Raw genomic sequence first — 26756 nt, forward strand, 5'->3', positions numbered from 1 at the left:
ATCCAAAATCACCTCGCGTCGCGGGACCACTGCCGCGCCTCGGCGTGCGCACGCCGGGGCGCCCGGGACGCATGTCGGGCCGGGCACGCCGAGTCCACCCGCGGGGGGACGAGGATCACCCCGCGGGAGGATGCCCCGGCACCCTCGACCCGGCAGGCTCGAACTGTCGATCGTGTCGCCGAAGCTCAGTCGCCTCTCGTCGCGCTGAGCCGGAGCCACAGGATCCGGCTCAAGTGACGAGGGTCGGGTGACCACAGGCGGCTTCCGCGTCGCGCGCGTGCTTCTCGGCCTGCCGCAGCGACCCAGCCGAAAGCACCTCATCGCTCCATGTCGTTCCTCACACGCAGCAGTCTCAAGAACCGCCTGATCCTCTCTCTCGCGACGCTCGCCGTCGTCGTCCTCGGCCTGATATCGATGGGTTCCCTCAAGCAGGAGCTGATGCCCTCGCTGCAGGCTCCGATGGCGTTCATCTCCGCACAGTCGCAGGGCCTGGCACCCGAGGAGATGGCGAGCAGCGTGACCGAGCCGCTCGAACAGGCGGTGCGAGCGGTTCCCGGTGTGACGAGCGTGACCTCGACGACATCGAGCGGCAACGCGCAGGTGCTCGTCGAGTGGACCTTCGGCGAAGACGACGAGGAGACGCTGCGCACCATCCGCAGCGCGGCCGAGTCGCTGAAGCCGAGCTTCCCCTCGGACACGGAGGTCAGCGTCGCGTCCGGCGGTGCGGGCGATCTGCCGGCCATGGCACTGAGCGCCGGCACCAGCGGCGACCAGGAGGCGTTCGGCGATGCGCTCCAGCAGACCGTCGTCCCGGCGCTGAAGGGCGTGCCGGGTGTGCGCGACGTCACGCTCGCCGGCCAGGAGACGCAGCGCATCACGATCGACCTCCGCCCTGCCGACGTCACCCGCCTGAAGGTCGAGCCCTCGACGCTCGGACCGATCCTCGAAGCGCATGGCGCCGCCCTCCCGGCTGGACAGGCGGATTCCACCGAAGGCCCCCTCTCGATCACGGTGGGGTCGCGTCTCGCGACGCCGGAAGGCATCCAGGCGCTCCCGGTGCCCACGAGCGAGGGGGCCGTCACGGTCGCGGAGTTCGCCGACGTCACGGTCGAGACCGTGCCGGCGGAGACCATCTCGCGCGTCAACGGCAAGCCGTCGCTCACGCTGCAGGTGATGCCGGCACAGGGTGCCAACGTCGTCGACATCTCCCACGGCGTGAACGCCGAGCTCGACCGGCTCGCGCCGATCCTCGACGCCGAGTTCGTCACGATCTTCGACCAGGCCCCCTACATCGAGCAGTCGATCCACGACCTCTCCGTCGAGGGCGGGCTCGGTCTGCTCTTCGCGGTGCTCGTGATCCTCGCGTTCCTGCGCTCGTGGCGCTCGACGGTCATCGCGGCCGTGTCGATCCCGCTGTCGCTGCTGATCACCCTGGTGGGCCTGTGGTGGAGCGGCAACACCCTCAACATCCTCACCCTCGGCGCCCTCACCATCGCCATCGGACGTGTCGTCGACGACTCCATCGTGGTGATCGAGAACATCTCCAGACGCCGTGGTGACGGCCCGCTCACGATCGACGGCATCGTCGCCTCTGTGCGTCAGGTCGCCGGGGCCATCACCGCCTCGACACTCACCACGGTGGCGGTCTTCCTGCCGATCGCATTCGTCTCGGGCATCGCCGGCCAGCTGTTCCGACCGTTCGCGGTGACCGTCTCGATCGCGCTTCTCGCCTCGCTCGTCGTCTCGCTCACGATCGTGCCGGTGCTCGCATCCTGGTTCCTCAACAAGGCTCCGAAGCAGCGCGCCGCCGACGCAGACACGACTCAGCCCGCGGCCGAGGGCATGACGACCGACGCGGCTCCTGCCGCCGCAGCCACCGCGGTGGCGGCAGAGGTCGCGGCTCCTGCCGCGGCGGCCGTCTCGCCGTCGCCGTCTGCCGAGAGCGACGTCCCGTCCGAGCTCGACGAGATCCACACCGCCCCCGACCGGCTGCAGCGCACGTTCATGCCGGCGTTGAACGCGACCCGTCGTCACCCCGTGATCACCCTCGTCGCCTCCGCGCTGCTGCTCGTCGCCACGCTGGGGATGACGCCGTTCATCCAGACCGACTTCCTCGGTTCCTCCGGCCAGGCCACCCTGCAGGTCGTCCAGACGCCCCCGAAGGAAGCCACCGCCGACCTGGTCGCCGCGGCCGAGCCGGTGGAGAAGACTCTCGGGAAGGTTCCGGGCATCGCCGACATCACCACCTCGATCCCGGTCCCCACTCCCGGCACCCCGGCGTCGATCACGTACGACCTCCGTCTGAAGGACGGCTCCGACGTCGCCGAGGTCGAATCGGAGGTGCAGAAGGCGCTCGACGGGCTTCCCGACAGCGGTGAGATCGACCTCGCGTCGCAGGACGCCTCGCTGGCAGGTGCCGGTGACGGCATCGACCTGCAGATCCAGGGCAACGATCCGGCAGCATTGCGCGCGGCGAGCGACCTGCTCGAGAAGCAGCTCGCCGACGCCGACGGCGTGCGCTCCGTGAAGAGCGAGCTCGCAGGCGAGCAGCCGGTGCTGCGGGTGAAGGTCGACGAACCGTTGGCCGCGCGCCTCGGCTTCGACCGCGCCACGATCGCGAAGGCCGTGCAGGAGGCACTCTCCGGCACCACGGTCGGCACGCTCATGTACGAGGGCCGCGAGCGCGACATCGTCGTGCGCACCCCTGGTGCGGCGCGCACCGCCGACAAGATCGGTGAGATCATGCTCCCGGTCACGCCCCGGCAGACCGCCGAGGCGCAGAAGGCGGCAGCGGATGCGCTCCAGGCCAAGGCGGAGGCGAAGGCCGCAGAGGCGAAGACCAAGGCCGAGAACGAACTGAACTCGCAGATCAACACCGCCACGAAGCAGCGCGCCGAGCTCGCCGGCCAGATCGGGGCCCTGAACAGGCAGCTCGCCGAGCTTTCGGCGGCACCGATCGTGCCCGAAGACCCGCTGAGCCCGGATGAGGAGGCCGTGCTCAAAGCGCAGGCCGAACGCGCCGAGCAGCTCGCGGCGCTGCAGGGTGCGATCGAGGGGGCCCAGTCCGGCGTCGCGGCGGCGGACGAGCAGATCAAGGCCCTGCGCCAGAGCCGCAGCGACGCCGCGGCCCAGCAGGCCGAGGCCGATGCCGCCGAGGCCGAGCAGAAGGCGGCCGCCGAGGTCACCGGCACGGCGATCCCGCTCGCCGCGATCGCGACCGTCGAGGAAGAGCTCACGGCGCCGACCATCACGCGCGCCGAGGGCGAGCGTCAGGTCACGCTGACCGTGACCCCGGAGAAGGGCGGGCTCGCGGCTGCCGGTCGGGCGATCGACAAGGCGATCGCCGACACCGATCTGCCGGCGGGAGTCACCTTCCTGCAGGGCGGCGCGTCCGCACAACAGGATGAGGCCTTCAGCCAGCTCGGACTGGCGATGCTGGCCGCCATCGTTCTCGTGCTGCTGGTGATGGTGGCGACCTTCCGCAACTTCCGCGGACCCCTCGTGCTGCTCATCTCGATCCCGTTCGCAGCGACCGGCGCGATCCTCGGCCTGCTCCTCACCGGAACCCCGATGGGTCTTCCCGCCCTGATCGGACTCCTGATGCTCATCGGCATCGTGGTGACGAACGCCATCGTGCTCATGGATCTCGTGAACCGCCTTCGTGGTGCGGGAGCGAGTCTCGACGAGGCGGTGGAGCATGGAACCCGCCTGCGCCTGCGACCGATCCTGATGACGGCGGCCGCGACCGTGTTCGCGCTCGTCCCGATGTCTCTCGGGCTGACCGGCGGCGGAGTGTTCATCTCGAAGCCGCTAGCGATCGTCGTGATCGGCGGCCTGGTGTCGTCGACGCTGCTGACTCTGGTTCTGGTCCCGGTTCTCTACACGCTCGTGGAGCGCAGTCGGGAACGCCGGATCGCCAAGCGCGCCGCGCGACGAGCCCGGCGCGAGGAGCGTCGTGCCGCTTCGGCCGAGACGTCGACGGACATCTTCGAGGTCACGTCCGAGAAGCCGTAGCCCCGAGCACGGCGACGTGCGGCACATGTCGGGAGAATCGGGCGGATCCCCTGCGGACCCACCCGATTCTCCCGACTTCCGCGCTTTCTCCAGGCATCCGTGCCGGGGTACGGGATCGGGGCGCTGGCTCAGGGGTGGGTTCAGCGGCCGCGCGACACGGCCGCCTGGATCAGCTCGGCGAGGTCACCGGGACGGCTCCACATCGGCCAGTGCCCCGTGGGCAGGTCGACGACGTCGAGGTTGTCGAGCATCGCGACCTCGGCGAACATGGGATGACCGGTGCGCGCGAGTTCGAGCAGCTGTGCACTCGGGATGGAACAGCAGATCAGGGTGGTCGGGATCGCGCGTCGCTCGTCGTTCGTGAGCTCGACGCGCTGACGCAGCACGGGCCCGGGCTCGGGAACGGCTCGCTCGCGAAAACGCTCGAGCACCTCTGCACTCAGGCCTTCGAGGCTCGCCTGCTGTCCCAGCACCTCGAAGGGCGGAAGCGGAAGCTCCTCCACGTCGTCCGGAAGGTCGGGCGCGAACACGCTCCCGGCGGCCACCGGGCCGGAGTCGACCCACACCACGCGTGCGATCAGGGCGGGGTGTCGGTCGAGCACGAGGCTCACAGGGGCGTTCGCCCCGCTGTGCGCGACGATGATCGCGGGCTGTTGCTCCGAGACGCCGAGCCGGCCGACCTCGTCGAGAATCGCGTCGGCCTGGTCATCGAGCGTCTTCGCCGCCCGCGCGGGGTCGGTCGCGTCGAGACCCGGCAGCGTCATCGCGACGGCGCGAGACCTGTCGGCGCCGAGGCTTTCGAGGACCTCGTCCCACGCCCAGGCACCCAGCCAATGGCCCGCGATGAGAAGGATGGTCGGAGTGCTCATCGTGTGTGTCATACCCCCATGCTGCTCCGCACTGTGGACAGGTGTGTGTCACTATTCATGTCATGAATTCCTCACGGATCGAACGATGAAGCGCGCAGAGCGTCTGCATGCCCTCTCCGAGATGCTGCGCCGCAGCGGGTCGCGGGGGACGTCGGCCGAACGCCTGGCCCGCGAGTTCGAGGTCTCCGTGCGCACCATCAAGCGCGACCTGACCGCGCTCGAGCGCAGCGGTGCCCCGCTATGGTCGCGCCCGGGCCCGGGCGGCGGCTACGGATTGGCGGCAGGTGCATCCCTGCCACCCGTCAGCCTCTCCCCCGCGCAGGCCGTGGCACTGCTGGCGGCCGTGGCTGCCTCACCCGATGCGCCCTATGCGGATCTGGCCGCGGCCGGCGTGCGGAAGATCCTCGACGTGCTCGATCCCCGCACCCGTGCGCGAGCCGACGAACTCGCCCACCGCGTCTGGGTCGACGCGTCACCCACCCCCTCACGTGCGATCAGATCGGCACTGGAGGAGGGCATGGCGGAGCAGCGGGTGGTACGCATCCGTTACACCGCAGGAGACGGGAGCACCACCACCCGTGATGTCGAACCCGTGCTGTTCGCCTCCACGAACGGCCAGTGGTATCTGGTCGGATGGTGCCGACTGCGCGACGCCATGCGGTGGTTCACCGTGTCGCGTGTCGAGAGGGCCGGCGTGACCGCGACGGCGTGCAGCGGCCACACCGTCGATGAGGTCGGCGAACCCCCGGCGAACGCCCGACCGGTGCACGGTCGGAGCGGGTGAGGCGGCGCCGATCACCCTCGGAATGCAGAACGCCCCCTGTCCCGAAGGACAGGGGGCGTTCTCGACGTGCCTTTACTTGGCGGCGACGACCTGCAGCGTGATCACTGCGGTGACGTCGTCGTGCAGACGCACGGTCGCCTCGTGCTCACCGGTCACCTTGATGGGCGACGGGATGTGCACCTTGCGCTTGTCGATCGAGCCCAGGCCGGCGGCTGCGACAGCATCCGCGACGTGGTCGGTCTTGACGGAGCCGAAGAGACGACCCTCCTTGCCGGCCTTGACCGTGAGGCGCACCTTCGTGCCCTCGAGAGCGTTCTTCAGTGCGACAGCGTCGTCACGATCGTGGATCGCGCGTGCCTGACGCGCGGCCTGGATCGATGCGACCTGCTTTTCGCCACCGCGGGTCCACGCCGTAGCGAAGCCCTGCGGGATGAGGAAGTTGCGGGCGTACCCGTTCTTGACCTCGACCACGTCACCGGCGCTACCGAGCCCGGCGACCTCGTTCGTGAGAATCAGCTTTGCCATCTCGATACCCCTTACCGGCCGGCGCCAGCGTAGGGCAGGAGCGCCATTTCGCGCGCGTTCTTGATCGCCGTGGCGATCAGACGCTGCTCCTGCACCGAGACACCGGTGATACGACGGGCACGGATCTTGCCGCGCTCCGAGACGAACTTGCGAAGGGTGGCGACATCCTTGTAATCGATGACACCGACCCGGATGGACTTCGCGGGAGCGGTGGGCTTGCCACCCTTCCGCGGCTTGCGGCGGTCGCCGCTCGACTTTCCAGCCATAGTTTTTCCTTAGTGATGAGCGGATGCCGGCCGTGCAGGCCGGATCCAGAAGTTGTTCAGAACGGGGTGTCGTCGCCGAAGCTGCCGGGAGTGCTCCAGGCATCCGCGCTGGTCGACGAACCGGGCGTGGACCACGGCTCCTCCGACACCTGCTGCTGCGCGGGACGGGACTGTCCACCGCCACCGGCACCGCCGGCACCGCCGGTCGAGGCCGCACGGGTGACCTGCGCGGTCGCGTACCGGAGCGAGGGGCCGATCTCGTCGACCTCCAGCTCGATCGCGGTGCGCTGGTTGCCCTCGCGGTCCTGGTAGGAGCGCTGACGCAGACGGCCCTGCGCGATGACGCGCATGCCCTTCGTCAACGAACCCGCCACGTGCTCGGCGAACTCGCGCCAGACGGATGCACGGAGGAACAGCGCATCGCCGTCCTTCCACTCATTCGCGGCACGGTCGAAGTTCCGAGGCGTCGATGCGATGGTGAAGTTCGCCACCGGCAGCCCGTTCTGCGTGTAGCGCAGCTCGGGGTCGGCCGTGAGGTTTCCCACCACGGTGATGACGGTTTCGCCGGCCATGAGACTTAGGCCTTCGCAGCCTTGGCGGCCTTGCGGGCAGCCTTCTCTTCGGAGCGCTTGGCCTCGGAGGCGATCATCGCCTGAGCCTCTTCAGCGCGGAGCACCTTGGTGCGCATGATCTGCTCGTTCAGCTTCAGCTGACGGTCGAGCTCCTGCGTGGCGGCGCTGGTCGCGGTGAAGTTGACGACGGCGTAGATGCCCTCGGTCTTCTTCTGGATCTCGTATGCGAGACGGCGCTTTCCCCAGATGTCGACGTTCTCGATAGAGCCACCATCGTTGGTGATGACCTTCAGGAACTTGTCGAGCGTCGGGGCGACCTGGCGCTCGTCGATCTCGGGGGTCAGAATGACCATGAGTTCGTACTGGTGCGTCACTTACCCACCTCCTTCGGACTAGAACGGCTCTCGGGACTTTCCCGGGAGCAGGAGGGTGTGTGCACGTGCCCGCCTCTGGAATCCCGAATGGACGCCGCAAGGCAGACAACCTCGACAGTCTAGCGGAATCACGCGTCCGCCGCGAATGACGCCCGACACCACGACTGCGGCTCGCGAGAACCTCTGCGACGTTTGGCATGCTGGGACGAGTGCCCGATGACGGTCATCGGGCATCTCGACCTGAGGGGGGACGCGATGCGCGTCAACAAATGGGGGGTCGGCGTCATTCTCGCCGCCGCCGTGCTGCTCACGGGATGTTCAGGGGGCGGATCGGACACGACAGCCGAGAAGAAGCCCGACTCCGGGGCATCGCAGGAGGCGGAAGCGCCGAAGACGGACTGCCCCGAGCTGAAGGAGGGCGCGACCGTCGACGGCTCCACGCTGGCGGAGTGCGTGACGGCGGCGATGACCGACACCGCCGGATTCTCGGCGACGATGACGACTCTGGGCATGGAGTCGACCACCCGCTACAACCCGGCCGACAAGGCCGTCGAGACCAGCACCAGCTTCGGCTCGGTCATCGTGATCGGCGACGACGCCTGGGTGAAATCCACCACCGGCGAGTGGCAGGTCGCCGACGAGAACTCGACCGACCAGGAGATCAGCACGCTCAGCACCGCCGCGAAGGCCGTCGACGCCTCCGACCCGATGGGCGTGGCCGACACGCTCTCCGGCGAATACGCGGTCACCGGCACGGGCTCGCGCCTGGGCCAGGACGTGTACCTGCTCAGCGGCACGACCGAGTCGCAGGGATCGACCGTCACGATGCTCTTCGAGGTCACGAGCGACTATGTGGTGCTCGCGGCCAACGCCTCCACTGAGGTCGAGGGCCAGAAGATCGAGAGCGTTCAGGAAGTCACCGAGTGGGACGTGAAGCAGGACATCGTCGCACCGCTCTGACGCCGCAGAGCCGTGCGGGCCGAGGGCTGCAGCCTCGGCCCGCGCGGTCCTCTCGCGACCCGCGGGCGCTTGGAGCACACCCGGGAGCGGAGCACGAGTGAGCGCGGAGAGTTCTCAGTACATGACCGGCGGGATCTCCGCCCACACCGTGCGGTCGTCGACCGACGGTGCGGCGGGGATGCGGCCCGCTCCGTCGGGCTCGGGGATCGCCGCGAGCAGCGCCTGCGTATAGGGATGCCGCGGTGCGGTCCAGAGCTGATCGGTCGGACCCGACTCGAGCACGCGTCCGCCGAACATCACGAACGTGCGGTCGGCGATGCGGCGGACCACGGCGAGGTCGTGCGAGATGAACAGCATGCCCGCTCCCGACTCCGCCACCAGGTCACGCATCAGGCCGGCGACGCTCGTCTGCGTGGACGCATCGAGCGCTGAGATCGGCTCATCCGCCACCAGGAGCGAAGGACGAGCGGCCAAGGCCCTGGCGATCGCGATGCGCTGTTTCTGCCCGCCCGAGAACTGATGCGGGAAGCGTGTGCTCACGGAGGTCGGCAGACCGACGCGCTCGAGCCACTCGTCCACGGTCGATCCTTCGGCGCCACGGGCGCGGGCGGTGGCGATGCCGTCGGCGATCTGGTCGCCGACCCGGCGCCGCGGATTCAGCGAAGTCGCCGGATCCTGGAACACCATCTGGATGCCGGTGAGGGCGATCGAGCGACGGCGGATGCCGAGCGGCGACACCGGAGCATCGCGGAACAGCACGGTCCCTGCGGCGGTCTTCTCGATGCCGACGACGGCACGGGCGAGACTGGACTTGCCACTGCCGGACTCGCCCACCAGGGCCACGGTCTCCCCGGCGGCGACGCTGATCGACACGCCGTTCACGGCGATCACCGGCGGGTTGCCCGGGTAGCGCACGACCACGTCCTGCGCATCGAGGACGGAGACCTCACTCATCTGCGGCCTGCCCTTCCGGTGCCTCGTCGATGCGCGACCCCGGCAGGGCCGCGAGCAGCATGCGCGTGTACTCGTGCTGGGGATCGCGGAACAGCGTCTCGCGATCGGCGAGCTCCACGATCCGGCCGTCCTTCATGACGGCGACCCGGTCGGCGATCGCGCTCATCACGCCCAGGTCGTGCGTCACGAGCAGCACGGCCAGGTTGCGTTCGACCGCCAGGTCGCGCAGCAGCTTCAGGATGCCGGCCTGCACCGTGACGTCGAGAGCCGTGGTGGGCTCGTCCGCCAGCAGCACCTCGGGGTCGCAGGCCAGGGCGCATGCGATCGCGATGCGCTGACGCTGGCCGCCGGAGAACTGGTGCGGATAGCGCTTCAGTGCCTCGGCGGGGTTCGGCACCTGCACGGTCTCGAGCAGCTCGACCGCCCGCGCCCGTGCGGCGGCGCCCTTGAGTCCGAGGTGCACGCGCATGTGGTCGGTGAGCTGGCGTCCGACCGGCAGCTGCGGGTGCAGAGAGGCCGACGGATCCTGGAAGACCATGGCGATCCGCTTGCCGCGCACCCGGTTGAGGGCGCGACGGCGCAGTCCCACCAGCTCTTCACCGCCGAGCAGGATCGACCCGCCGGTCCGCGCCTGCCGCGGGAGCAGCCCCAGCACGGCGAGCGAGGTGAGCGTCTTGCCCGAGCCCGATTCCCCGGCGAGACCGTGGATGCGACCGGCCTCGAGTTCGAGCGAGACACCCTTCACGAGCGGGCGTCCGATGTCGATCGTCAGGTCGCGGATGCTGAGCGTCGATGTCTGCTGCACGGCAGCGCTCTGCGCGCTCATGCGGCCACCCCCGTCGCGGAAGCCTTGTGATCGGCGGCCTTCTCGTGCGTGATCTCGGCCGTGGGGTCGAGCACGTCGCGCATCGCGTCTCCGAGGAAGTTGAACGCCAGCACCACGGTCAGGATCGCGAGCCCGGGGAAGACCCCGAGCCACCAGGCGTCGAAGTTCTGCATCGCACCCGAGATCATCGAACCCCACTCCGCGGTCGGCGGCTGCGCGCCGAGACCGAGGAAGGAGAGGCCGGAGAGGAGCAGGATCGCCGCACCGATGTCGAGCGTCGCGAGCACCAGGACGGGGCCGGCGATGTTCGGGAGGATGTCGACGAACAGCGTGCGTGCCGGCGAGTGCCCGAGCAGGCGGCCCGCGATCACGTAGTTCTGACCCCGGAGCCCCAGCACGATGCTGCGCGTGACGCGGGAGTACTGCGGCCACGACACCACGATGGCGGCGATCACCGCGTTGAACAGCGACGGTCCGAGCGAGGCGGCGACCACCATGGCGAGGATCACGGTCGGGAAGGCCATGAACAGGTCGGTGATGCGCATCAGCGTCTCGTCGACCCAGCCACCGAAGTATCCGGCGAGCGCACCGATGAGCGTGCCGATGATCATGGCGGCGATCACGAGCATGAGTGCCAGCGGGAGACTCACGGTGGCTCCGGTCATCAGACGCGAGAAGATGTCGCGTCCGTTGCCGTCGGTGCCCAGGAACGTGTCGATGCCCGGCGGCTGCAGACGCGGCAGCACCTGCGCGTTCGGCGGATACGGGACCCACCACTGCGCCGTGAAGGCCACGATGATCCACGCTCCGGCGATCACGGTGCCGATGATGCCCAGCGGCGTGCGCCAGGCACGGGGCCAGCGGAAGCGGAAGCGCCCGGCGGGGGACGCGGCGGCGATGCGGCTCATGCGATCCTCACTCTCGGGTCGAGCACGCCGTAGAGGATGTCGACGATGAAGTTGATGAGGAGGTAGATGATGCCGACCACGAGGCCGACGCCCATGATGCCGGGCAGGTCGAGGTTGGCGGCCGAGTTGTAGGCGTAGGTGCCGAGCCCCGGCCAGGCGAACACCGACTCGACGAGCACCGTGCCCGACAGCAGTGCCCCGAACGCCACGCCCACCACCGTGAGGATCGGCAGCGAGGCGCCACGCAGCACGTAGTCGAGGATCACGCGCATGGCCGGGAGGCCCTTGGCGCGTGCGGCGCGCACATAGTCGCTGCCGAGCACCTCGAGCACCGAGGTGCGGATGAAGCGGGTCAGCAGGCCGATGGTCACGAGCGAGAGCACCATGACGGGAAGAGCCAGGTGCGCGAGGGCGTCGAAGAAGCCGACGGCGTCTCCGTTCAGGAGATAGTCGACCGTGTAGAGCCCGGTCACGCGCGGCGGCGGGGTGATCGACGGCGAGATGCGACCGGAGCCCGGTGCGATGCGCAGCTCGAGGAAGAAGACGTAGAAGCTCACGAGCGCCAGCCAGAAGGTCGGCACGCTGAGGCCCACCAGAGTCACGACCCGGATGACCTGGTCGGTGACGAGTCCACGGCGGTAGGCGGCGAGCGTGCCGAGCACGATGCTGACCGCCAGGCTGACGATGATCGCCCCGATCGCGATCTCGATGGTCGCCGGCACCGCGGTGGCGAGGTCGCTGGTGACCGGGCGTCCGGTCACCAGCGACGTGCCGAGGTCTCCGCGCAGGAGGTTCCCCATATAGATGAAGTACTGCACGAACAGCGGCTGGTCGAGACCATGCTCCTTGATGAACGCATCACGCGTCGCGGGGTTCTGCGACGCACCCTCACCGAGCGCGGCCGAGACCGGGTCTCCCGGCACCAGGTTGGTGAGCGCGAACGTGACGATCGTCACGCCCACCAACAGGAGCAGGGAGGTGCCGGCCCGCCGCAGCAGGTATCCGATCAGAGGCGACCGGCGCCGTTGCGCCTGCCTCTGCACCGCCACTGTCGTCATGGGATGTCCGTTCAGCCGGCCGGCGTGATCTCGGCGATGTCCATCTCCCAGACGGAGTTGTACACCGCACCCTTCACGCTGTCCGCGGAGGAGATGTTGCGACCGGGCACGATCAGCGGGACGAACGGACCCTCGGCCTGCATCGCCTCGGCGAAGTCGGTGAAGGCGGCGGTGCGCTGGTCGGGGTCGGTCGCGGCGGCAGCACCGGCCGCGATACCGGCGATCCCCGGGTTGGCCTCGGCGGCCCAGCCGGCGCGGAGGCCGACCTTCAGGCCCGGGGCGAAAGGCAGGAAGTTCGCGGAGTCCGCGTAGTCCGGACCCCAGAACCACAGACCGAAGCCCTCGGTGCCGTTGACGTAGGCGTCGAGCTCGGTCGCGAAGGGCGCGGGTGCGAGGTCGACCGTGATGCCGGCGTCTTTGAGCTGTGCCTGCACGCGCTCGGCGAGCGGGGTGAACTCCACGCCGCCGACCGGGTAGTCGTTCGGGAACTGCAGCTTCAGGGTCTGACCCGTGTAGCCGGCCTCTGCGAGCGCGGCCTTCGCCTTGTCGAGGTCCTGCTCCACGCCGCTGTCGAGAGCACCCTCGAATCCGGGAGGGATGACGCCGGTCGCCTGCACGGAGCCGGCGCCGGCCAGCTCCAGCAGGGCGTCGTAGTCGAGCGCGTAGCGGATCGCCTCGGCGATCTTCACGTTCGCCAGGTCACCGGCGACGGCCGAGGACTGGTTCAGCAGCAGGAAGATCGTCTGGCCGGACGGAACGGAGTCGACCGTGATGTCGTCGCCGAGGCCGGCGACCTGGTCGCCGTTCAGGTCCATCGCGACCATCGAGTCGCCGCCCTTGAGGTTGGCGAGCTGGGTGGCGCTCTCCGAGACGTTGCGGACGACCACGCGCGTGTAGTCGGAGGCCTCGTCACCGTTGTACTCGTCGTTCTTCGTCAGCACGACCTGCGAGCTGAGGTCGAGGGTGTCGAGCACGAAGGGGCCGGAGCCGGCGGACGCGCCGTCGAGGAACTTCTGTGCCGAGTCGGTGCCGTCGATCGCACCGCCGTTCTCGATCACGACGTCGGAGTTGACGATGCCGAGTGCCGGGTTCGCGAGGATCGCGGGCAGCTGCAGCAGCGGGGTCTCGGACGTGAACCGGATCGTCTTGTCGTCGATCTCGGTGATCGTGAGGCCGCCGAGGAGGAAGTTCGGCTTGGCGTCTTCCATGCCCTGGATGCGCTGCAGCGAGAACACGACGTCCTTCGCCTCGATCGGCGATCCGTCGGAGAAGACGCGGTCGCCCTCGAGCGTGAAGGTGAACTCGGTCGCCTCGTCGTTCTGCTCCCAGGATGCCAGGCCCGGCACCGGGGTCGAGACGTCGGAGCCCTCGAAGTCGACGAGGGTCTCGTACAGGGCCTTCGCGATCATGTTGCCGGTCGGGTCGTAGGTGTGACCCGGGTCGGTGGTCTCGATCGAGAACGCGGTGTCGATGACGAGGGAGTCGGAGCCGGACTGTCCGCCGCCCGTCGCCGAGTTCCCTCCCGAGCAACCTGCGAGCGCGAGGAGCGCGACGGCTCCGAGCGCGATGACCGGCGTGATACGGCGTGACGACATGAGGGCCTCCAGAGGCGAGGAGTACATTCGGGTGAGTCGCCACCGATGTGGACGACCGTGGATCAGATTCGCATCATATGCGACGATGTGTCCAGCAAGAGCGGGTCACCTCGACACGCTCTGTCCAGAACCTCGGATGTGAGGAACAATATGTCCAGCAAGAATGCGGAAGATCCGAAGCATTCTGGACGAAGTGCTGCCCCTTTGGACGAGACGGCGTACAGAATCCTCGAAGTCCTGCGTGATAACGGTCGTGTCTCGATCGCGGCACTCGCCGACAAGGTCGGGATCTCCCGCGCGAATGCGTACACGCGGGTCGAGTCGCTCGTGCACGACGGGGTCATCACGGGCTTCAGCGCCCGCGTCGATCAGGCGAAGGCGGGGCTCTCCATCGGCGCGCTCGTGTTCGTCACGGTGATGCCGCAGGCCTGGGCGTCGTTCCGCGAACGCGTGCTGGAGATGCCCGACGTCGAGTGGTGCGCCATCACCACCGGCGAGCACGACGCCATGCTGCTCATCCGCGCCGTCGACGTCAGCGGCGTGCACGAGTTCTCCACCGGCGTGATCGCCCAGCTGCCCGAGGTGCGCACGGTCGTGAGCGTCGTCGTGCTCGACGAGGTGATCCGCCGCCCCTACCTGCTGCCGGCGGACCTGCCGAAGCGCGACACCGAGATCCCGCTCGGGATGACGCGGTGGACGCCCGCCTCTCCCGGTCGCGACGCCCTCCCTCCGCGCTGAGGCGCCGTCACTCAGGCGCAGGCCTCAGGCGGAGATCTCCTCGCACACGCTGAGCTGCGGGAGTCCGTGCATCTCGTAGTGCTCCACGAGACGGATGCCACCGTCGTCGGTCAGCTCCAGCTCGCTCTCACCATCGCCGGTGACGACCGTACCGTCGGCCTTGAGCACGTGCACGAACGACACCCAGATCGTGTCACCCGTGCGGGTGCCGACGAACTTGCCGAAGGTGACCGTGTCGCCCTCGTACCCGCCCCAGATGGCGCCGTCACGTTCGAAGTACTCGAAGATGCTCGGAGATTCCGGGTCGACCGCAGAGGTCGTGGACGACACCATCCGGAATCGGCGGCCGTCGAGGGAGGGAAGGGTTGCAGTCGCAGTCACACCCTTGATTATGCCCGCCGAAACTCACCCGCAAAGTCACCCGTCGCGGGTGGTGACACCCTGGACCCGCCTGCCTAGGCTGAGCGCGAAGCGGGCTGCTCTGCTCGCCGAGAGCCGTAGGAGTCAGTATGTCCGAACCCCAGCGTTCCAGTCTTCCGATCCCTGATCTGGCCTACACGGGCACGGTCACCTACGACGCGACCGACCCGGACACGTCCTTCCCGCCGATCACGCCCGTGCGCCCGCCGAAAGATGCCCCGAACGTCCTCGTGGTGCTCATCGACGACGTCGGCTTCGGCGCGTCCAGTGCCTTCGGCGGTCCGATCCACACCCCGAACTTCGAGCGTGTGGCCGCCGCAGGGCTCAAGTACACCCGCTTCCACACCACGGCCCTGTGCTCGCCGACCCGTGCCGCTCTGCTCAGCGGACGCAATCACCACACCGTCGGCATGGGCGGCATCACCGAGATCGCGACATCCGCCCCCGGCTACAACTCCCTGCGCCCCAACAGCTGCGCGCCGCTGGCCGAGACCCTCAAGCTCAACGGCTACAACACCGCCCAGTTCGGCAAGTGCCACGAGGTGCCGGTGTGGCAGGCGAGCGCGATCGGACCGTTCGACGGCTGGCCCACCCCGGGCAACGGCTTCGAGTACTTCTACGGCTTCATCGGCGGCGAGACCAACCAGTGGTATCCGGCGATCTACGAGAACACCACGCCCGTCGAGCCGTGGGGCACACCCGAGCAGGGCTATCACTTCATGGGCGACATGACCGACAAGGCGATCGGCTGGACGCGCGAGCAGAAGATGCTGGCCCCCGATGTGCCGTCGTTCACCTACTTCGCCCCGGGCGCGACGCACGCCCCGCACCATGTGCCCGCCGAGTGGGCCGACAAGTACAAGGGGCAGTTCGATCAGGGATGGGACGAGATCCGCAAGGAGACCTTCGCCCGCCAGCTCGAGCTCGGTGTCATCCCGGCCGACGCCGTGCTCACCGACCGCAGCCCCGGCATCCCCGCATGGGACGAGATGAGCGACCTGATCAAGCCCGCCCTGGCCCGACAGATGGAGGTGTACGCCGGCTTCCTCGCCTACGCCGACCATCACGTCGGTCGCCTGCTCGACGCCTATGAAGAGCTCGGCATCCTCGACGACACCCTCGTCTACGTGATCATCGGCGACAACGGCGCGAGCGCCGAGGGGTCGATGCACGGCACGACCAACGAGGGCTTCACGATCAACCACATGAACGATGTCGAGACCGAGCAGTATGTGGCCGACCACATCGACGACATCGGCACCCCGAGCTCGTACAACCACTACGCGGTGGGCTGGGCCCACGCCATGGACACCCCGTATCAGTGGACCAAGCAGGTCGCCAGCCACTGGGGCGGCACCCGCAACGGCACGATCGTCAGCTGGCCGAATGGAGGCGTGGAGAAGGGCGGCATCCGCAACCAGTTCTCGCACGTGATCGATGTCGCCCCGACGGTGCTCGAAGCCGCGGGCATCCCCGAACCGACGAGCGTGAACGGTGTGACGCAGCGCCCCTACGAGGGGACGCCGATGAACTACACATTCGCGGACGCGGAGGCCGAGGAGCGCCACATCACGCAGTACTTCGAGATGGTCGGCAACCGCGCGATCTATCACAAGGGGTGGACGGCGGTCGCGAAGCACAAGGATCCGTGGCTCGGATCGGACCACGGACTCGATGACGACCGATGGGAGCTCTACAACGTCGACGAGGACTGGACCCAGTCCCACGACCTCGCCGACCAGGAACCGGAGCGGCTCGCCCACCTGCAGCAGCTCTTCCTCATCCAGGCAGCGCGCTTCAACGTGCTTCCCCTCGACATCCGCACTGCCGAGCGGTTCAACCCCGACCTCGCCGGTCGGCCGGTGCTCTCGATGAGCGACACCCAGAAGTTCTACCCGGGCATGAAGCGCCTCAGCGAGAACACCACCATCAACATCAAGAACAAGTCGTGGACCGTGACCGCCCGCGTCGCGGTGCCCGAATCCGGAGTCGACGGCGTGCTCATCGCGCAGGGCGGCGCCTACGGCGGATGGTCGTTCTACACGAAGGACGGCCGCCTCGCGTTCGCCTACAACCTGCTCGGCATCGACGTCGACATCATCCGCTCCGACGATCCGATCCCTGCCGGTGAGCAGGAGCTGCGGGCGCACTTCGCCTATGACGGCGGCGGGCTCGCCAAGGGCGGCACCGTCACCCTCTACGCCGGCGAGGCCAAGATCGGCGAGGGGCGCGTGCACAAGACGATCCCGTTCCAGTTCACCTTCGACGAGACCGTCGACGTCGGCTGCGACCTGGCCTCCCCCGTGTCCCCCGACTACCCGGCAGCAGGCAACGGCTTCACCGGCACGCTCGAGTGGGTGCGCATCGATCTCGGAGACGACGACCACTCCCATCTGATCGACGACTCGCACAAGCTCGCCGTCGCGATGCTCAAGCAGTAGCGGGAGGGCTTCGGGACGGCGTGCGATCAGTGATCGCACGCCGTCCCGGTCATCTCCGCCCGCTACCTCCGCCCACGGCGTTCGCGCCATTCGTCGCCGAGGAGGGCGTAGACGAGCAGGGTCGTCCACTCGTCCTTGAACCACTCGCTCTCCACGAACCGCGCTTCGCGTCGGAAGCCGAGCCTTTCGGCGACGCGTGCGGATGACGTGTTGCGCTCATCGAGCCGCGCGACGATGCGATGCAGGCCCAGGCCGTCGAAACCGAGGGCGAGGAGCGCATCGACCGCCTCGGTCGCGTAGCCCCGGCCTGTGGCCCGCGGGTCGAAGATGTATCCGACCTCGCCGGATCGGTCGTTCTCGCTGCGCCAGAACAGCACCACGTCGCCGACCAGGGCTCCGGACGCACGCTCCTCGACGGCGAGGGAGACAGCGTCGCCCTCCTTCGTGAACCGCGTGTTCGACCAGGTGGTGGCGATGCGCTGTTCGACGTCGGCCAGCTCCAGCGGTGGATACGGCACGTATCGCACGGCATCCGGATCCGACTTGTACACGTGCATCGCGACGGCATCGGCGGGGGCGATCGGGCGCAGGAGCAGACGCTCCGTGCGGATCGGATACTCGGGGGCGAATCTCGCCGGCACCGGCACCGGCCCCTGCTCCGGCGCCGTCACTCGAGATCCAGGGAGAGCAGGCCGGGCAGATGCGCCGTCCTGGCACGTACCGCCAGGAGGAGATCGCCGTAGTCGGGCGTGATGCCCACGCGCGAGGAAGCGAGCAGGTGCGTCGTGGCCTTGCCGCCGGCACGCTCGAGGCGGAGGCGCTTGACCGGGTACGCGGGCGGAGTCAGCCAGATGCGGGTGAGCTGCGAGTAGGGGGTGTCGACGCCGTCGATGCGGATGCCCTGACCATCGACGGAGACGTGGGCGGGAATCGACCGCACCAGGCGTCGTCGCTGCACCGCCCCGATCCCGAACCCGATGGCGGCGAGTGCCGCGAACGGGGCGAGCAGGATGAGGGCCGAGAGCTCGCTCTCGACGAAACCGGGCACCGCCACGAGCAGCCCGACAGCGATCGCGACGACGAGGAACACGACAGCGGCGATGGTGATCCGCGTCGCCAGGCGCCGCTCGCCCCCGCCGTCGATCGCGAACTGCGTCGGCAGCTGGGCCCCGGCGCGCGCGGCGGCGACGGGATCGTCGAACACCGGCTGCGCGATCGGATTGAGCGTCGCCATCAGCTCGTTGAACATCGGCCTCGAATAGCCGGGGAGCTCGATCGTGATCTCCCGGTCGCCGCTGTGAACGATCAACGCACGCGTGGTGCCGCTGGGGAGTCCGTTCGTGCGGTGCTCGGTGATCTTCGCGCGGAAGGCGGTCGTCGCCCGCGCGAACGTCTCACGACTGCCCGCCTTGCCGATCTCGACCTCATGGGGGCGCACCACGATCCGGATGTTGCGGAACCAGAAGAAGCCGGCGAACACGGCGATGGTCAGCGCGATCGCGACCACGAGAACCACGACGCCGCGGGTCGAGATCTTCATGGTGGCGGGCAGGAACCTCGGGAGAAGGAAGAGCGTCGCCGCAGAGAGCACCACCGAGAGCATGATCGCCCCGACGGCCGAGCGGAGCGGGTGCCTGCGGAAGACCCTCTCGCCGGACACCGCTTCGGCCTGATTCAGCATTCGGACTCTCCCCCAACCACCATCGGCTCGCGTGACGCGGTTCCTACCGTAGTGCCCGGCCCGGGACAGCACAGCACCGGGTCGGATCAGGTGCGGTCGATGCGACGACCGGCGCTCCACACGCCGCGGAATCGGCTGGCGGACCAGACCAGGACTCCGGCGAGCAGAACGGCGGCGAGCAGGACGACGATGTGGAGCAGCAGCGACAGCGGGCCCCGCTCCGGGAGCAGGAAACCGTACGGAACCCACCCGTCCGTCACGCCACGCAGGAGCACCACGATCAGCCACATCACGGGGTACGGCAACAGCAACCACAGCAGGCGCCACGGCAGGCGCGGGCGATCGCCGACCAGCAGCCAGTCGAGCACGACGACCACGGGGAAGACGACGTGCAGGACGACGCTCACCCAGGGCGGCGCCGAGCCGGTGCCCGGGACGAGCACGTTGTAGATCACGCCGACGACGATCAGGTACGCGGTCACGAGGCCGCGCAGCAGGGTGAGCCAGGACGGAGCCCGTCGGCCGCTCACACCGAGGAATCCGGTGCCGATCAGGACGCTTGCCGCGATCAGACTGGTCTGATTCGTGAAGTACCCGAAGTAGTCGAACGGATTCACGTCTCCGACGGCGATGCGCAGGACATAGGCGTATACGAGGATCCCGACGACCGCGATGCCGATCAGAATGCGGGAGAGCTCCCACGCGGGAGCGGGCCGCAGCGCGACGGAGGATCGCGGCGCGACGGTCCTTCTCCCGGTCTCCACGCCGTCAGCCTAGAGCCGCTCTCTGCACGCCCGGTGTCCGCCGACCCTGCGCGCCGCGATGTGCCGGGTAGCGTGGGGGCATGGAGTGGATGTCCGATCCCTCGGCGGGAGCGTGGCTGCGCGAGCGGCTCGACGCAGACTACGAGACCATGCACGGGGTGGTGCCCCGTGGTTTCCCTGCGTACGCACGCATCTTCCATCCGGCGATCGCCCGGTCGCTGCCCGGCCGGACGATCCCGACGGCTGACGAGCTGGTGCGCATGCCAGAGCCCGAGCAGCGCGCGCTCATGGCCGAGTTCGTCGACGAGCCCGTCTCCTGGGCGCAGACCGCCGCGGCGTTCGGCACGGTCCTGCATCCGCTCGCGCAATGGCAGCGGATCGTGCGCACCCCGCCCGACGGCGACTGGCGCACGCGGATCGCCCCGGACGGTCGCGAGTTCACCGCCCCGATGGAGGGTGAGCTCGATCCGACCCTTCTGGCGACCATCGCCGCTCACCTCGTGGACCACACTCAGACCCCGGATGCGGGCTTCGCCGCGCTCTGGGAGGGGCGAGGGGGGCTGCTGGGCTTCTTCGGTGTCACACCCTCCCGCTCCTTCCTGACCTTCACCGACGATCCGAACCATCAGGCGATGCTCGAGCGCAGCGCGCACGACCCGTTCAACAACGTCTTCCGTCGGCCCACCTGGCAAGAGGGCATCCTCTCGCGGGAGATCTCGGAGGGGCCTCGGCTCGATCTGCCGGGGCGCGACCACGTGCTGTTCTCCGCTCCGCCGCGCGCATTCGCCGACCCGGAGTGGGTGCTGCACGTGCCGTGGCGCGATGTCCCCGCCGAGGAGCACGGATTCCCGCCATCGGCCCAGAGCCCGAGCATCCTCTGGCCCGAGGATCGTGCCTGGGTGATGGCGAGCGAGGTCGACTACGACTCGACGATCGTGGCCGGCTCGTCTGCCCTGATCGAGGCGCTCTGCGCGGACGAGCAGCTGGAGGCGCTCCCTCTTCCCGAGGGGGCCGCCCTCACGTGGGACGCCGATGCGGTGAACCGGTGACCTCCCCGCAGCCGCCCTTCGACGCGCGCCCGCTCACCGATGCGGTGGATCCCGCTGCGGTGCGCGCCTTCGCCGCCGAACTCCGTTCGCGACCGACGGGCGGCGTGACCGCGTCCACGGTCATCGGCATCGTCGCGGCAGCGATCTTCGCGGTCGTGATGCTCCCGCTCCTCGTCGGCGTCACCCTGAGTCTGGCGTCCTTCGGCGACTCGCCCGCCGCCGCGGCGATCCCCCTCGTGCTGATCGTGCTCCTCCTCGCAGCGGTGGGAGTGATGATCTGGTTGGGCGTGCGCAACGCGCAGGCCCGGCGATATCGACTGCACAGCTTCGCCCAGGCGAACGGAATGACCTACGAGCCGAAGGTCGCCGACCCACCCCTGCCCGGCATGATCTTCCATCTCGGCCGCGCACGGCAGTCCACCGATCTGATCCGCGGCACCCGCCCGCGCTTCGTCGAGTTCGGCAACTACCAGTACACGGTGCAGTCGGGAAAGAACTCCACGACCTACCGGTGGGGATACGTGGCCGTGAAGCTCGACGTGCCGCTGCCGAACATCGTGCTCGACGCCACGGGCAACAACGGCTTCGGCTCGAACCTGCCGGCATCGTTCCAGCGAAGCCAGCGCCTGTCCCTCGAGGGCGACTTCGATCGGCACTTCACGCTCTACTGCCCTGAGGGGTACGAACGCGATGCCCTCTATCTCTTCACGCCAGACATCATGGCGAGGTTCATCGACAACGCCGCCGAGCTCGACGTGGAGATCGTCGACGACTGGCTGTTCCTCTACACGCAACGGAAGGTCTCGACCCTCGATCCCGCCACCTGGGCCTGGCTCTTCGGCACCGTCGGAGCCCTGCTGACGAAGTTCGATCAATGGACGCGGTGGCGCGATGAGCGGCTCGTGGCCGAGACCGGATCGCTCGCCTCGGCTCCGGCGCCGACTCCCTCATTGCCGTTCGCTCCCCCGGCCGGGCTGCTCACCCCGCCTCCCGGCGTCGCGCCGCAGGGCCGACGCCTCAAGCGCGGCGGCACCTGGGTGCCGGTCGTCATCGTGATCGCGGTCATCGGCTTCTGGATCGTCAGCCGACTGTACTGAACCCATTCCACGGAGCCGACGGAATCGAGGCCGACGTAACAGAGCCGACGGAACAGAGCCGACGGAACGAGCGGGGCTGCGCCGACGGGCTGAGAGAGGCGGAGGGCCGAGTGTGGGGGTGGGTGCCGGCTGGGGACCGAGCTCCCACCCCATCCCCCCTCGGGATCGAAAAGAGATCCACTCTCCCTCCGCATGACGGCTGAGCCGCCCCGCCCACGGTCAGCTGGGGACTGACGCTGCTGGGCGTATGGCCAAATGGTATACCGGGCGAGGTTGCAACCCGTTGCATCCATTCGGGCGAATGCGCTTACCCGCGGTCCTCGCGAGGGAGGTAGCCCGCCAAGAACAGATCGACGGCTCTGGCCACCGGTGGCTCACCTGTCTCCACACCCAAGAGGCCGGCGTTCAAAGGTGCGCCCACGACCAGCCAAGTGAACTCGCTCGCGAGTGCGTCGGCGTCATCGACGGTCAGGCCGTGCGCGTCGGAGAGATCGATCATCGCGTCTGCGAGATTGCGGATATTCGCGTCCCAGCTCTGCGCCAGGTAGTCCCTCGCGACCTCCGGATGCGCGGCCGCTTCGGCGATGACCAGTCGACGCATCGCCACCACCGGCGCGCTCAGCATCCCGGCCCGCATCGTCTCGCCGAGTGCGACGAGCCCCTCCCTCAGGTCGGGATGCGCCCTCACCGCTTCGAGAGCCGGTCTCATGGCATCACGGCCGGCGAGCGCCCAATGCCGGACGACGGCGGCATACAGCGCCGACTTCGACGCATGCTCCCGATAGAGGGACGCCTTCGAGATGCGGGCGCGCTTGGCGACCTCGTCCATCGATGCCCCCGCGTATCCGAACTCGAGGAAGACATCACGGGCGGTATCGAGCAGCGCTTCGCCCGTGCGACCGGCCGGACGTCCAGGCGTTCGAGTCATCGCGGTCATGTCGTTCAGTTTAGTACTTGACAGTTTCCCCTGTCGGGCATACTTTGAGTACCAACAAGTACTAAAGGAGGCCGACATGATCGTTCCGGCAATCGTCCTCGCCACGGTGGCATCGTTCATCGCGAGCGCTCTGCTCTACGCCGTGCCCCCGGTCTCGGCGCTCATCTCTCGGACGAGCACTCCTCGACCCGGCCTCCCCGCCGCCGCACAGATGGCATCGGTGGTCCTGCGCAGCCTCATCGTCTCCTGCCTCGTGGCCGGGCTGATGATCGCAGCCGGCTGGCACGGCGCCGGTTACGGGTCGCTCCTCGGACTGGCGCTGTGCACACTCCCTCTCGTCCTGCTCATGGGCGGCGTCGTGCACGAGAACACCGCGCTGCCGGCAGCGGGCGTGCACCTGCTCGACTGGATCCTCAAGCTCGTCATCATCGGAGCGATCGTCGGATCGTTCGTCTGACCGAAAGGAGAGGCACATGAGCAGCCCCCTCGACATCACATTCACGGCCACCCTCGGAAAGGTTCGCGAAGGCGACACCTGGACCTGCGTGCAGCTGGACGACTCCGCGACCATCTTCGGCACACGAGGACTCGTCAAGGTCGCGGGCACCATCGACGGCGAGCCCTTCCGCGGCGCCTTCATGGCGCTCGGCGACGGCACCCACAAGCTCCCGGTCGCCGCCCCCATCCGCACCCGCATCGGAAAGGGCGACGGCGACGAGGTGACCGTGCATCTCACCGAGCGCCTCAACGGCTGAAGCACGCCCTCAGCGGGCCGACCAGCCGCCGTCGATCGTGTAGCTGGCCCCGGTGACCATCCCCGCGGAGTCACCGGCGAGCCACAGCGCGAGCGAGGCGACCTCGCTCGGCTCGACGAGCCTCTTGATGGCGGACTCGGTGAGCATCACGGTCGCGAGGACCTCTTCCTCGGGGATCCCGTGCACGCGGGCCTGATCGGCGATCTGCTTCTCGACGAGGGGCGTGCGCACGTAGCCCGGGTCGATGCAGTTGCTCGTCACACCTCGGGGCCCGCCCTCCAGTGCCGTCACCTTCGACAGCCCCTCCAAGCCGTGCTTCGCTGCGACGTACGCCGCTTTGTAGGCGGAGGCGCGCAAGCCGTGCACGCTCGACACGTTGATCACCCGTCCGAAGCCCCGGTCGTACATTCCGGGGAGGGCGGCCCGGATGAGCAGGAACGGCGCCTCGAGCATGAGCCGCAGGATGAAGGAGAACCGCTCCGGCGCGAAGTCCTCGATCGGACTCACGTGCTGCACTCCCGCATTGTTGACGAGGATGTCGACGTCGATGCGGGCATCGGCCAGCGCCCCGAGGTCGGAGAGGTCAACGTGCCACGCCTCTCCGCCGATCTCCGCCGCGAGCGCCTCCGCGGACGCACGGTCGACATCGGCGACCGTGACCCGGGCGCCCGCCGAAGCGAGCTCACGGGCGCAGGCCGCCCCGATCCCGCTCGCCCCGCCCGTGACGAGCGCCCTGCGTCCGTGCAGATCGGTCATGTCGTACTCCTTCGCATGTCAGGCCGCGGCCGCACGGGCGGCATCGGCGTCATCGATGGCCTGCAGCGAGATGCCCTTCGTCTCGCGCAACGACACCACGGCGATGGCGGTCACGACGCAGGCGATGACGATGTAGATCGCGATCGGCAACCAGGATCCGAAGTCGCGCAGCCACTGGATCGCGAGGATTGGGGCGAGCGAGCCGGCGAGGATCGCGGTGACCTGGGAGCCGAGGGAGACGCCCGAGTACCGCATCCGCGTGGGGAACAGTTCCGCCATCACCGCCGGCTGCGGGGCGTACATGAAGGCGTGGAAGCAGAGCCCGATGGTCACGGCCAGCACGATGAGGACCGGGTTGAGGGTGTCGAACATCGGGAAGGCGAAGAACGCCCAGGTCGCGCTGAGGATCGCGCCGGTGAGGTAGACGGGCTTACGCCCCCACCGGTCGGCGAGACGCCCCAGCTGCGGGATGATCGCGAAGTGCACGACGTGCGCGATGAGCAACGCGAGCAGCAACTGACTCGTGTCGTATTCGTGCACCGTCTTCAGGTAGACGATCGTGAAGCTGACGACGATGTAGTAGACGATGTTCTCGGCGAAGCGGATGCCCATCGCCTGCAGGATGCCCTTCGGATAGCGGCGCAGCACCTCGACGACACCGTACGACGTGGCCTTCTCCGCCTCGACCTGCGCCTTGGCCTCGAGGAAGATCGGCGCCTCTTCGACGTGACGACGGATGTAGAAGCCGACCAGCACGATCACCGCCGACAGCCAGAAGGCGATGCGCCAGCCCCATTCGAGGAAGGCGGCCGAGCTCATCACCCATGAGCTCACGAGCAGCACGAGGGTGGCGAGCAGGTTGCCCACGGGCACGGCGGCCTGCGGCCAGCTCGACCAGAATGAACGCGAGCGGTCGGGGCTCTGCTCGGCGACCAGCAGCACGGCGCCGCCCCACTCCCCGCCCACGGCGAAGCCCTGGAGGAAGCGCAGCGCCACCAGCAGGGCGGGCGCCCAGTAGCCGATGCTCTGGAACCCGGGGAGGCACCCCATCAGGAACGTCGCTGCGCCGACGATGATGATCGTCGCCTGCAGGGTGGGCTTGCGGCCGAACCGGTCGCCGATCTGCCCGAAGACGATGCCGCCGAGCGGACGCGCGATGAATCCGATCGCGTAGGTGACGAAGGCCGCGATGATCCCGTCGAGGGGAGAACCGGTTGCGGGGAAGAAGTAGGTGCCGAACACCAGGCTGGCCGCGGTGGCGTAGAGGAAGAACTCGTACCACTCCACGACCGTGCCGGCCATGGAGGCCGCGACGACCCGCTTCAGCTTCGAGTTCGGGGCGGAGGGGGCGGTGGGGGCCGCGCTCACTGAGGATGTCATGTCTGTCTCCTTCGGGTGTCGCCGGTGACACCCGCGTCCCAGTGTCGAGCACGGCGGTCTCTGCAACAACGCCCAGTGCTGCACATCGACTGTGCATAATTGCAGAATGGATGCTGTCAAGCGGCCTCGCGCCGACGACCTTCTCGTGCTCCTCGCGGTCGCGCGCACCGGACGCTACACGAGTGCCGCCGCGCATCTGGGACTCGATCACACGACCGTCGCCCGCCGTATCGCCGCCCTCGAGGACGTGCTCGGCGGACGCGTGGTCGCACAGTCGGCGACGGGGTGGGAGTTGACCGACCTCGGCCGGTCCGCCGCAGAGACGGGAGGCCGGATCGAAGCGGCGCTGTCGCAGCTCGACGGCGGCACCGAACCGCCGGATCCGATCTCCGGCGTCGTCCGCATGTCGGCGACAGACGGATTCAGCGCCTACATCGCGGCCCCCGCGGTCGCCGCGCTGCGCAGGGACCATCCGCGACTCACGGTCGAGATCGTCGCGGCGACCCGGCGCGCCGCCGAGCATCGCGCCGGTCTCGATCTCGAGGTCGTGGTGGGGGTGCCGCAGACGCGTCGTGCGCACGCCGTGAAGCTCGGCACCTACACGCTGGGAATGTACGCGTCCCGCGACTACCTCGATCGGGTCGGAACGCCGAGCACCGCTGCCGAGTTGGAGCAGCACCAGCTGGTGTACTTCGTCGATTCGATGCTGCAGGTCGATGCCCTCGACCTGCCTCGCCGACTCGTGCCGCGCATGCAGGACGGCCTGACCTCCACCAACGTCTTCGTGCATGTCGAGGCCACGCGAGCAGGCGCCGGCATCGGCCTCCTCCCCTGTTTCGCGGCAGACCGCCACCACGACCTCGTGCGACTGCTGCCCTCGGTGTTCGCCGAGAAGCTCCCCTACTACCTGGTCGCTCGTCCCGAGTCGCTGCGCCTGCCCGCCGTCTCCGCTCTGGCCGCAGCTCTGCGCGCGCAGACACGCGCGTCGAGGGCGATGCTCGACGGCGCGAGCGACTGAGCACCGCCCTGTGTG

The 26756-nt window shown here is 68.6% G+C and carries 27 protein-coding genes; 10 read left to right on the top strand and 17 right to left on the bottom strand.

What is annotated here, in order from left to right; genetic code table 11:
* Positions 1–327 precede the first annotated feature (327 nt).
* On the top strand, positions 328–4014 hold the full coding sequence (locus tag MicroSTF_RS11875) for an efflux RND transporter permease subunit (protein WP_322955827.1): 3687 nt from the start codon (positions 328–330) through the stop codon (positions 4012–4014).
* A gap of 140 nt (positions 4015–4154) precedes the next feature.
* Here the strand turns inward: MicroSTF_RS11875 and MicroSTF_RS11880 are convergent, their stop codons facing one another.
* Positions 4155–4895 carry an alpha/beta fold hydrolase gene (locus tag MicroSTF_RS11880; protein WP_322955829.1) on the bottom strand — a complete coding sequence of 247 codons (741 nt, stop codon included), beginning with the start codon at positions 4893–4895 and terminating at the stop codon, positions 4155–4157.
* Between the two features lie 73 nt (positions 4896–4968).
* Here MicroSTF_RS11880 and MicroSTF_RS11885 point away from each other — a divergent pair, with 73 nt between their 5' ends.
* The gene (locus tag MicroSTF_RS11885; RefSeq protein WP_322955831.1) at positions 4969–5667 is read left to right on the top strand and encodes a helix-turn-helix transcriptional regulator; all 699 of its coding nucleotides are present in this window, start codon (positions 4969–4971) and stop codon (positions 5665–5667) included.
* A 72-nt stretch (positions 5668–5739) separates the two neighbouring features.
* Here the strand turns inward: MicroSTF_RS11885 and rplI are convergent, their stop codons facing one another.
* From rplI to rpsF, 4 genes are read right to left on the bottom strand one after another with little or no spacing between them, the layout of a single operon-like run.
* On the bottom strand, positions 5740–6192 hold the full coding sequence (rplI, locus tag MicroSTF_RS11890) for a 50S ribosomal protein L9 (protein WP_021201452.1): 453 nt from the start codon (positions 6190–6192) through the stop codon (positions 5740–5742).
* 11 nt (positions 6193–6203) lie between these two features.
* Positions 6204–6458, bottom strand: a complete 255-nt coding sequence (gene rpsR, locus MicroSTF_RS11895) for a 30S ribosomal protein S18 (RefSeq protein ID WP_017829850.1) — start codon at positions 6456–6458, stop codon at positions 6204–6206.
* Between the two features lie 56 nt (positions 6459–6514).
* On the bottom strand, positions 6515–7030 hold the full coding sequence (locus MicroSTF_RS11900; RefSeq protein WP_021201451.1) for a single-stranded DNA-binding protein: 516 nt from the start codon (positions 7028–7030) through the stop codon (positions 6515–6517).
* A gap of 5 nt (positions 7031–7035) precedes the next feature.
* Positions 7036–7404 (bottom strand): 30S ribosomal protein S6, encoded by a 369-nt coding sequence (rpsF, locus tag MicroSTF_RS11905; RefSeq protein WP_021201450.1) that lies wholly within the window; start codon positions 7402–7404, stop codon positions 7036–7038.
* A gap of 216 nt (positions 7405–7620) precedes the next feature.
* Here rpsF and MicroSTF_RS11910 point away from each other — a divergent pair, with 216 nt between their 5' ends.
* On the top strand, positions 7621–8364 hold the full coding sequence (locus tag MicroSTF_RS11910; RefSeq protein WP_322955848.1) for a hypothetical protein: 744 nt from the start codon (positions 7621–7623) through the stop codon (positions 8362–8364).
* A 114-nt stretch (positions 8365–8478) separates the two neighbouring features.
* Here the strand turns inward: MicroSTF_RS11910 and MicroSTF_RS11915 are convergent, their stop codons facing one another.
* The 5 genes from MicroSTF_RS11915 to MicroSTF_RS11935 are packed head-to-tail and all read right to left on the bottom strand — an operon-like array spanning position 8479 to position 13705.
* The gene (locus tag MicroSTF_RS11915) at positions 8479–9318 is read right to left on the bottom strand and encodes an ABC transporter ATP-binding protein (protein ID WP_322955850.1); all 840 of its coding nucleotides are present in this window, start codon (positions 9316–9318) and stop codon (positions 8479–8481) included.
* On the bottom strand, positions 9311–10144 hold the full coding sequence (locus MicroSTF_RS11920; RefSeq protein WP_021201447.1) for an ABC transporter ATP-binding protein: 834 nt from the start codon (positions 10142–10144) through the stop codon (positions 9311–9313). Before MicroSTF_RS11920 ends, MicroSTF_RS11915 begins: the two co-directional genes overlap by 8 nt.
* The gene (locus MicroSTF_RS11925; protein ID WP_021201446.1) at positions 10141–11052 is read right to left on the bottom strand and encodes an ABC transporter permease; all 912 of its coding nucleotides are present in this window, start codon (positions 11050–11052) and stop codon (positions 10141–10143) included. Before MicroSTF_RS11925 ends, MicroSTF_RS11920 begins: the two co-directional genes overlap by 4 nt.
* Positions 11049–12110: an ABC transporter permease gene (locus MicroSTF_RS11930; RefSeq protein WP_029260780.1), complete on the bottom strand. Its 1062-nt coding sequence runs from the start codon at positions 12108–12110 to the stop codon at positions 11049–11051. The genes MicroSTF_RS11925 and MicroSTF_RS11930 overlap by 4 nt, the downstream gene beginning before the upstream one ends.
* Positions 12111–12121: 11 nt before the next feature.
* Positions 12122–13705, bottom strand: coding sequence for an ABC transporter substrate-binding protein (locus MicroSTF_RS11935; protein ID WP_322955853.1), 1584 nt, complete (start codon positions 13703–13705; stop codon positions 12122–12124).
* Between the two features lie 204 nt (positions 13706–13909).
* Here MicroSTF_RS11935 and MicroSTF_RS11940 point away from each other — a divergent pair, with 204 nt between their 5' ends.
* Positions 13910–14443 carry an Lrp/AsnC family transcriptional regulator gene (locus MicroSTF_RS11940; RefSeq protein WP_021201443.1) on the top strand — a complete coding sequence of 178 codons (534 nt, stop codon included), beginning with the start codon at positions 13910–13912 and terminating at the stop codon, positions 14441–14443.
* Between the two features lie 24 nt (positions 14444–14467).
* On the opposite strand, the gene MicroSTF_RS11945 is transcribed toward MicroSTF_RS11940, so the two are convergent.
* Positions 14468–14824, bottom strand: coding sequence for a hypothetical protein (locus MicroSTF_RS11945; protein WP_231479929.1), 357 nt, complete (start codon positions 14822–14824; stop codon positions 14468–14470).
* Between the two features lie 128 nt (positions 14825–14952).
* Here MicroSTF_RS11945 and MicroSTF_RS11950 point away from each other — a divergent pair, with 128 nt between their 5' ends.
* On the top strand, positions 14953–17304 hold the full coding sequence (locus MicroSTF_RS11950; protein ID WP_315068792.1) for an arylsulfatase: 2352 nt from the start codon (positions 14953–14955) through the stop codon (positions 17302–17304).
* 62 nt (positions 17305–17366) lie between these two features.
* Here MicroSTF_RS11950 and MicroSTF_RS11955 read toward each other — a convergent pair whose 3' ends face one another.
* From MicroSTF_RS11955 to MicroSTF_RS11965, 3 genes are all read right to left on the bottom strand, one after another.
* Positions 17367–17975: a GNAT family N-acetyltransferase gene (locus tag MicroSTF_RS11955; protein ID WP_231494505.1), complete on the bottom strand. Its 609-nt coding sequence runs from the start codon at positions 17973–17975 to the stop codon at positions 17367–17369.
* Positions 17972–18985 (bottom strand): hypothetical protein, encoded by a 1014-nt coding sequence (locus MicroSTF_RS11960; RefSeq protein ID WP_322955858.1) that lies wholly within the window; start codon positions 18983–18985, stop codon positions 17972–17974. Before MicroSTF_RS11960 ends, MicroSTF_RS11955 begins: the two co-directional genes overlap by 4 nt.
* An 86-nt stretch (positions 18986–19071) precedes the next feature.
* The gene (locus tag MicroSTF_RS11965; RefSeq protein WP_322955860.1) at positions 19072–19749 is read right to left on the bottom strand and encodes a Pr6Pr family membrane protein; all 678 of its coding nucleotides are present in this window, start codon (positions 19747–19749) and stop codon (positions 19072–19074) included.
* An 80-nt stretch (positions 19750–19829) separates the two neighbouring features.
* Here MicroSTF_RS11965 and MicroSTF_RS11970 point away from each other — a divergent pair, with 80 nt between their 5' ends.
* Positions 19830–20798, top strand: coding sequence for a hypothetical protein (locus tag MicroSTF_RS11970; protein ID WP_322955862.1), 969 nt, complete (start codon positions 19830–19832; stop codon positions 20796–20798).
* Positions 20795–21895: a hypothetical protein gene (locus MicroSTF_RS11975; RefSeq protein WP_029260789.1), complete on the top strand. Its 1101-nt coding sequence runs from the start codon at positions 20795–20797 to the stop codon at positions 21893–21895. The genes MicroSTF_RS11970 and MicroSTF_RS11975 overlap by 4 nt, the downstream gene beginning before the upstream one ends.
* A gap of 307 nt (positions 21896–22202) precedes the next feature.
* Here MicroSTF_RS11975 and MicroSTF_RS11980 read toward each other — a convergent pair whose 3' ends face one another.
* The gene (locus tag MicroSTF_RS11980) at positions 22203–22832 is read right to left on the bottom strand and encodes a TetR/AcrR family transcriptional regulator (RefSeq protein WP_021201435.1); all 630 of its coding nucleotides are present in this window, start codon (positions 22830–22832) and stop codon (positions 22203–22205) included.
* 76 nt (positions 22833–22908) lie between these two features.
* Between MicroSTF_RS11980 and MicroSTF_RS11985 the strand changes: the two genes are divergently transcribed.
* Together MicroSTF_RS11985 and MicroSTF_RS11990 are read left to right on the top strand one after the other, a co-directional pair.
* Complete coding sequence (locus MicroSTF_RS11985) at positions 22909–23289, top strand: DUF1761 domain-containing protein (protein ID WP_029260790.1); 381 nt, start codon at positions 22909–22911, stop codon at positions 23287–23289.
* 16 nt (positions 23290–23305) lie between these two features.
* The gene (locus MicroSTF_RS11990) at positions 23306–23587 is read left to right on the top strand and encodes a DUF1905 domain-containing protein (RefSeq protein WP_021201433.1); all 282 of its coding nucleotides are present in this window, start codon (positions 23306–23308) and stop codon (positions 23585–23587) included.
* A gap of 9 nt (positions 23588–23596) precedes the next feature.
* On the opposite strand, the gene MicroSTF_RS11995 is transcribed toward MicroSTF_RS11990, so the two are convergent.
* Complete coding sequence (locus MicroSTF_RS11995) at positions 23597–24343, bottom strand: 3-hydroxybutyrate dehydrogenase (RefSeq protein ID WP_029260791.1); 747 nt, start codon at positions 24341–24343, stop codon at positions 23597–23599.
* 18 nt (positions 24344–24361) lie between these two features.
* Positions 24362–25723, bottom strand: coding sequence for an MFS transporter (locus tag MicroSTF_RS12000; RefSeq protein WP_036271975.1), 1362 nt, complete (start codon positions 25721–25723; stop codon positions 24362–24364).
* 106 nt (positions 25724–25829) lie between these two features.
* Here MicroSTF_RS12000 and MicroSTF_RS12005 point away from each other — a divergent pair, with 106 nt between their 5' ends.
* Positions 25830–26741 (top strand): LysR family transcriptional regulator, encoded by a 912-nt coding sequence (locus tag MicroSTF_RS12005; RefSeq protein WP_029260792.1) that lies wholly within the window; start codon positions 25830–25832, stop codon positions 26739–26741.
* The last annotated feature ends 15 nt before the right edge of the window (positions 26742–26756 follow it).

This window comes from Microbacterium sp. STF-2, from assembly GCF_034650155.1.
Lineage (GTDB): Bacteria > Actinomycetota > Actinomycetes > Actinomycetales > Microbacteriaceae > Microbacterium > Microbacterium maritypicum_A.